The following is a 7,355-nucleotide window of genomic DNA, read 5'->3' as shown; positions in this document are numbered from 1 at the left end:
GGTTGCGCAACGGGAACCCGTAGGGCACCGACGTCCAGTGCGCCGGAACGTGCGCCACCTCCCACACGTTCGACCAGATCGCCGCCTCCGTCGCACCCCCCAACGCCACCAGCCGACACCGGCCACCACTGCCGGCCGTCAACCGGGCCTGCAGGTCCAACCCGACCCAGTCGCCCGAGACCAGCGCCACCCGCAACCTCGGCGGAACCCGATCCACCACCGACAGCAGCATCTCCAGCAACGTCGGGACGCTGTTCCAGATCGTCACCCCATGGGTGACGCACAACTGCGCCCACCGCTGCGCGTCCCGCCGCTCGTCCTCCGCGACCAGCACCACCGCGCCGCCTGCCGACAGCAAGCCGAACACGTCGTAGACCGACAGATCGAAATCCAGCGCCGACACCGCCAGCACACGATCCCCGCACCCCACCCCCAGCCGCTCGTTCACATCCACCACCGTGTTCAACGCCGCCCGATGCGACACCTCCACACCCTTCGGCACCCCCGTCGAACCCGAGGTGAAGATCACATACGCCGTCGCATCCGGCGACACCCCCACCGGACCCACTAATCGCTCGCTCGGCCGCGCCTCCGCCAGCGTCTCCTCGGTGAGCACCCGCACAACACCGGCACGGGACAGGATCGACTCCCGGCGCGCAGCGGGCTGGTCCACCCCCACCGGCACGTAAACGCCCCCGGCCGCCAGCACGCCCAGCACCGCGACCACCTGATCCACACCCTTGGGCAGCACAATCCCCACCGCGTCACCCGGCGCCACGCCCCAGCCCCGCAACAACCCCGCGACCCCCAACGCCCGACCCGCCAGCTCGCCGTAGGTCACGGGGTCGCCGTCCGAGATCAGCGCGGTGCGCTCGGGCTCGTGCCCGGCCCAGGAGAAGAAGCCCGTGTGCAGCAGGCTCTCGGGCAGCGGCCCGGAGGTGTCGTTGACCTGCTCGCGGACGAACTCCTGCTCCATCGGCAGGCCGACCGGGGCCGGAGCCGACCAGTCGCCCTCCGACAGCCACTCCAGCAGCCGCCCGTACGCGTCGAACATCGCGTCGAGCACGCCCGGCGCGAACAGCTCCTCCACCGCGTCCCAGGCCAGGTGGAGCCCGTGCTCGTACTCGTTGATCTGGTTGTCGAGCCAGACCTGCGGCGTCTGGGTGATCGTCCATCCCGGCTCGCCGAACGCCTCGCGGACCGCGGGGACGATCAGCTCGGTGCCCAGGTTGCAGGCGAAGACGACCGGCGCTCCCGTGTGCTCCCCGTCGCGGGCGAGGTCGCGGAGCACCTCGACGCCGGAGTAGCCGGTGTGCCGGGCGTCGGCGCGGAACCTGGCCTGCAGCGTCCTGGCGCGCTCCGCGAACGGCAGTTCCTCGGACAGGTCCGCGGACAGCAGGATCAGGTTGGTGAAGTCGGCGACCATGCCGGCCACGTCGGGGTGGACGGTCTCGTCACGGTCGAACAGCGGCACGTTGACGAGGAAACGCGGCTCGCCGCTCCAGGCGGCGAGGACCTCGCAGTAGGCGGTGGCGAGCACCATCGCCGGGGTGAGCCCGTGCGCGCGGGCCTGCGCCTGGACCCGCTGCCACGCGGCGAGGGAGAGCCACCTCTCCCGCCGGACGAACCGGGGCCGCGCGACCTGGGCGGGGTCGAGCACGAGCGGCAGCTGCGGCGCGCCGGGCAGGTCGGGCAGGCGTCCGAGCCAGTACTCCCGGTCCCTGGCGTGCTCCCGGGAGCGTTCCGCGTCGCGCGCCGCGAGGTACCGGGGGAACGAGCAGGCCAGCGGCGCGGGCGGGTGCTCGGGGTCCAGGTAGAGACGTGCCAGGTCCTTCATCAGGATCTGCAGGCCGAGCACGTCGGCGACGAGGAAGTCCACGTCGAAGTGGACCCTGGAGCGGGCGCCCGGCAGCAGCGACAGCTGGACGTCGAACACCTCGCCGCGGGAGGCGTCGAACCTGCGGTGCGACAGCCGGTCCCGCACCCGCTCGGCGGCGTCCTCGCCGAGCTCCGACAGGTCGTGCACGGTCAGGCCCGGCCACGGGCTCGTGTCCATGATCTGCTGCGTGCCGTCGTCGTGGAAGATCGCGCGCAGCATCCCGTGCCGGTCGATCAGGGCGCGTACGGCCCGTTCCAGCCTCGCCGGGTCGACGCCGAAGCCGTCGAACTCAAGGTAGGCGTGACAGCCGACGCCCCCGATGACCTGGCCGTCCGCGCGGCCGATCCAGTACGCCAGCTGCACGGGGGTGAGCGGGAACGGGACCGTCTCGTCCACGCTCCGCCCCCGTTCGGCCGGGACGGCGGGCGACAGCCGCGAGCTCACCAGCGCCCACCAGGCGACGAGCGTGAGCTCCTCCGCCAGCTCGGCGAAGACGATACGGGCTCCCGCGCGCCGCCAGCGCCCGGCCAGCCGCATCGCCCGGAGCGAGTCCAGGCCCAAGCCGACCAGGTCCTCGTCGTCGCCGACCTCGGAGGGGGTGATGCCGAGCTGGTCTGCGATGTCCACCCGCATCGACTCCATCGTCAACGCGGCGACCGCGGTTTCTTCCATCACAACGAGAGCCCAATCTTCGTATCGTGTCTGACGGGTGCGGCCGGCTCGCGTGGCTCACGTCTGCGGCTCGTGTTCGCGGTTCGCGTCCGCGGTTCATGTCCGCGGTTCGCGTCCGCGGTTCGCGTCCGCGGCTCGTGTCCGCGGCTCGTGTCCGACGAGGTCGGCCGGCTCGTGCGGCTCGCGTTCGGCGAGGTCAGCCGGTGGTGGTCGCGTGCAGCCTGCGGGCCAGGCCCGCGGGCGTCGGCTCCTCGAAGACGTCCTTGAGCTTGAGCCGGATCTGGGTCGCCCGCTTGATTTCCTGGAGGAGCTTGACGGCGAGCAGCGAGTGCCCGCCCAGGGCGAAGAAGTTGCTGTCCGGGCCCAGGTCGGTACGGTTCAGCATCGCCCTCCACAGCAGGACCAGCGAGTCGGTCAGCTCGTCGCCGCTGCTCACCGCGAGGTCGGTCTCCTCCGGGCCGGACGCGACACCGCGCAGCTCGGTGGCGAGCCGGCGCAGCGCCGGGTAGTCCACCTTGTCGTTGCCGGTCATCGGGAAGGCGTCCAGGACGACGTACTCCTGCGGTGTCGCCGAGTAGGGGAGCGACGCGCCGGCGTGCTCCCACAGCTCCGAGGTCACCTTGGGATTCCCGGGAGCCGTCACGAACGCCCACAGGACCGCGTCGGCGCTGGGGTCGCCGACGACCACGACCGCCGCCGCCCGGACCTCCGGGTGGGTGAGCAGCACGCCCTCGACCTCGGCGAGCTCGATCCTGTTGCCGCGCAGCTTGATCTGGCGGTCGAGCCTGCCGAGGATCTCCAGCCTGCCGTCCCTGGTCCACTGGGCCAGGTCGCCGGTGCGGTAGAAGCGTCCGTACCAGGCGTGCGTGCCGAACCGCTCCGAGGTCAGCTCGGGGCGGTCGTGGTAGCCGACGGCCAGCCCGTCGCCCGCGATGCACAGCTCGCCGCGGGTCCCGATCGGCAGCGGGCGGCCGTGGGGGTCGGCCACGTACACCTTCGTGTTCGCGATCGGCACGCCCACGTCGACGCGGTCTCCGGCGGGGTCGATCCGTCCCGCGGTGGACCAGATCGTGGTCTCGGTCGGGCCGTACACGTTGTAGAGCTCGCACCCGGTCACGGTGAGCTGCCTGGCGAGCACGGCGGGCATCGGCTCGCCGCCGCACAGCACGCGGCGCCCGGCCAGCAGTCCGGAGACCTGGTCGATGACGAGCCGCCAGGTGGTCGGCGTGGCCTGGACGATGGAGATGTCGTGGCGGAGCAGCGCCTCGGCGAGCGGCTCGCCCTGCGTGCGGGCGTCGTCGGGCGCGACGGCGAGCCGCGCGCCCGTCGTCAGGGGCAGGAACAGCTCCAGGGCGGAGATGTCGAAGCTGAACGTGGTCAGCCACAGCACGGTGTCGTCGACGTCCACCGTCAGCTGGTGCGCGAAGTGCGCGATCAGGTTGGCGAGGGCGCGGTGGTCGATCAGCGTTCCCTTGGGCAGCCCGGTGGAGCCGCTGGTGTAGATCAGGTACGCGCGGTCCCCGGGCGCGACGGGGCTGGACGCCAGCACCTTCCCGGCCACCGGCTTCACCGACTCGACCGCCACGAGGGGCAGCACGGTACGGTCGCCGGGCACGTGGATCCCCTCACCGGCGAGGACCACCGCGGCGCCGGAGTCCTCGAGCTGGTAGTCGAGGCGCTGCTCGGGGTGGTCGGGTTCGAGCGGCAGGTAGGCCGCCCCGGCGAGCCACACGCCGATCGCCGAGGCGGCCAGCTCCGGGCCACGCCGCGCCAGCAGCGCGACGACGTCGCCCGCGCCGACCCCGGCCTCCACCAACCGGTCGCGGGTGGCCTCCGCGGCGGCCCACAGCCGGCGGATGCCGACGCTGCGGTCGCCGTCGAGGACCGCTGCGGTGTCCTCGTCGGGCGCGCCGGACACCCGGTTGGCGATCATCTCCAGCACGGTCGCGGGCGTCACGGTGCGTTCCGTGGCGTTCGCCATCTCGATGGCCGCCCGGTCCTGGTAGCACCAGACGGGCGCCTCGCCGAGCGGCCTGTCGGGCTGCTCCGCGAGCGTGACGAGCATCTCGTCGAAACGGGCCAGCAGCAGCTCCACGTCGGCCCTGTCGAGCACGTCCACGCAGAACGCGGTCCTGATCTTGATCGCCTCCGGGGTGGAGGTGACGAAGAACTCCAGGTCGAACTTGCTGTAGCCGTTCTCGACGACCACCTGCTCGGCCCGCATGCCGTCCAGGACGAACGCGGCGCCGATGTCGGCCGGGATGTAGTTGAAGGTGTGCCGGAAGAGGTTGTTGCGCCAGCCGTCGCGCGAGACGAGCTCCATCATGTCGTCGACGGGGTAGTCGGCGTGCGCCATGGCCTCCATGAACGTGCGGCGCGTCAGGCGCGCGTACGTGCGGAAGCTCTGCGTCCAGTCGACCCTCGTCCGCAGGGTGAGGACGTTGATGTGGTAGCCGATGGCCAGGCCGGCCTCGGGCGAGCGGACGCTGACGGGCGAGCCGATGGTGAGGTCGGGGCCCGCGCCGTGGGCGGCGAGCAGCACGCCGTACGCCGCCATGAGGATGACGGACTCCGGCGCGCGCAGCTCGCGCTGCATCTGCCTGGCCGCCTTGCGGGCGGCGGGAGAGAGCTCCCAGTTGATGATGTCGCCCGCGAGCGTGGTCTCGGACGCCTCCGGCTTCTCGCACCACAGGTCCAGCTCGGCGGCGCTGAACCCGGCCAGCTTGTCGCGCCAGAAGTCCGCGCTGCGCGGGTCGGCGGCCGGCTCCTCCCAGGCCGGGACGACCGCGGCCTCGGGCACGCCTCCGCTCGCCAGGGTGTTGTAGAGCGCGACGAGCTCGTTCAGCAGCAGCGCCGCGGACAGCCCGTCGAAGACCGCGTGATGGATCGCCAGGCAGTAGAGCTCGCCCTCCGCCTCCTCGATGACCGCGGCCCGCACCAGCGGCTCGCCCTCGGGCTGGAACGGCCGGGCGAGGAACCCCGTCAGCCACTGCCGTGAGGCTCCCTCACCGCCCTCCTCGATCCGCAGGTCGATCTCCTCGACCGGCAGGACCTGCCGCGTCATCCCCTCGGCCTCGACACGGAAGACCGTCCGCAGGATCTCGTGGCGGTACAGCAGGCGGTTGACCGCCTCCAGGACGAGAGGGCGTCGCAGCCTCCCCGCCACGCTGAAGGCCACGCTCAGGTTGTTCACCCCGGTCCCGGGGACGAGCTCTTCGAGCATCCACAGCGCCTGCTCCTTGCGCGTGGCCCGCTCACCCAGCATCTGCTTCATGGTCATCTCTCCAGTACCTTGGTAACGGCCCGGGCGATCTCGTCGGATCTGAAAAGCTCCGCGTGGCTCTCCTCGAACCTGAGCTCCTCGGCCACCAGCGGGCCGGCGGCGGTGTCACGCAGCCGGTTCAGCCCGTTGTGCGGGGTGGACGAGCTCACCGCGGTGGCCCGCAGCCAGTTGCCCCACGGGTCGAACTGGTCGGCCAGGCTCATGTAGGACAGGAAGGCGCTGAAGGTGCCGAGCATCTCCTCGGCGTACTCCCCGTCGAGCCCCACCCTTTCGAAGGCGTTGTGGGCGATCTGACTGAAGGTGCCGTAGAGCTGCTCGGCGTAGCGCTCGATCGTGACCCCCTCCTGCTGGACCAGCCGGTCCATCGCCTCCCGGGTCACGGCGACGTCCTCCACGGTGAGGATCGAGGAGAGGATGTCGAAGACCTTGCCGAACTGGAAGTAGATGTTCTCCAGGGTGATGGGCTCCGGATCGAAGATGACGAGCGCGGGCTCGCGCTTCTGCGCCTCGGCGAGCCGGGTGGCGAGCTCCCCCGCGTAGACGGCGCCCACGCAGTAGCCCATGACCGCGCTGACGGTCCGGCCGCTCGCCATGATCGGCGGGAGCCACGAGCCGAGGTAGCCCGGCCCGTCGACGCCCGAGCCGGGCGCCAGCCCGGGTGGGACGACGTGCCAGAAGGTCGCGTCGAGGTCCATCCGGGCGACCAGGTCGGAGAAGCCGGCCTCGGCCCGGCCGGTTCCCGTGAAGTCGACGCAGAGGACGAGATCTGCCGAGTCGGATTCTTTGAGCGTCGTCCAGCTGGTTACCAGATTCATGATCACTTCCTTGGCTAGGAACCCCCGCCTTCGAGGGCGAGTTGAATCAGGAGGTCGGCGTCCATGGTGTCGATCGCCTCGGCCTCGGTCGGGTTGTTCGCGTCGCGGTCGTCGAGGCGGGCCAGGCGGAACAGGCTGTCCAGCAGCCCGGCCTCTCGCAGCCGTGAGATGGGGATGGTCGTCAGGAACTGGCGCACCTCGGCGTCGCTGTGCGCCGGGGTCGCCTCGGCGGCGGCCACGGCCGGGAAGAGCTGCTCCAGGACGAACTGGGTCAGCGCGCCGGGGTTCGGGTAGTCGAAGATGAGCGTGGCGGGGAGGCGCAGCCCGGTCGCCGCGTTGAGCTGGTTGCGCAGCTCGACCGCAGTGAGGGAGTCGAAGCCGAGCTCCTGGAACTGGCGCCGATGGTCGATCGCCGACCCGTCGGCGAACCCGAGCACCGCCGCCACCCGGTCCGCGACGAGATCGGCCAGCGTGGCGTGCAGCTGCTCCGGGTCCATCGTGGCCAGGCGCTCCGACAGGGGCTGCGCGGGGTGCGTACGACGGGACTGCGGGCGGGTCCTGGCCCTGGTGAATCGTGCGGGGACGAGGACGGGGTGGTCGGTGCGCAGGGCGGTGTCGAGCAGGGCGAGTCCTTCGGGGATGGACAGCGCTTTGACGCCCGCTCGTTCCATTCGTCGTAGGTCGGCTTCGCCGAGGTCTCCTGCCA

The 7,355-nt window shown here is 71.5% G+C and carries 4 protein-coding genes; all 4 read right to left on the bottom strand.

The window, feature by feature from the left end:
* Positions 1–2,551 (bottom strand): AMP-binding protein (locus ACFFRH_RS43870; RefSeq protein WP_386164085.1); only part of this gene is annotated, 2,551 nt, incomplete at its 3' end.
* A gap of 196 nt (positions 2,552–2,747) precedes the next feature.
* Positions 2,748–5,831 (bottom strand): non-ribosomal peptide synthetase, encoded by a 3,084-nt coding sequence (locus ACFFRH_RS43865; protein ID WP_386164084.1) that lies wholly within the window; start codon positions 5,829–5,831, stop codon positions 2,748–2,750.
* Positions 5,828–6,649, bottom strand: a complete 822-nt coding sequence (locus ACFFRH_RS43860; RefSeq protein WP_344745726.1) for a hypothetical protein — start codon at positions 6,647–6,649, stop codon at positions 5,828–5,830. Before ACFFRH_RS43860 ends, ACFFRH_RS43865 begins: the two co-directional genes overlap by 4 nt.
* A 14-nt stretch (positions 6,650–6,663) precedes the next feature.
* Positions 6,664–7,355 (bottom strand): acyl carrier protein (locus ACFFRH_RS43855; protein WP_386164081.1); only part of this gene is annotated, 692 nt, incomplete at its 5' end.

The sequence above is a fragment of the Streptosporangium vulgare genome (assembly GCF_042428775.1).
Lineage (GTDB): Bacteria > Actinomycetota > Actinomycetes > Streptosporangiales > Streptosporangiaceae > Streptosporangium > Streptosporangium vulgare.
Note: the sequence above shows the minus strand (reverse complement) of the source record. Positions and strands in the feature narration are given on the sequence as shown.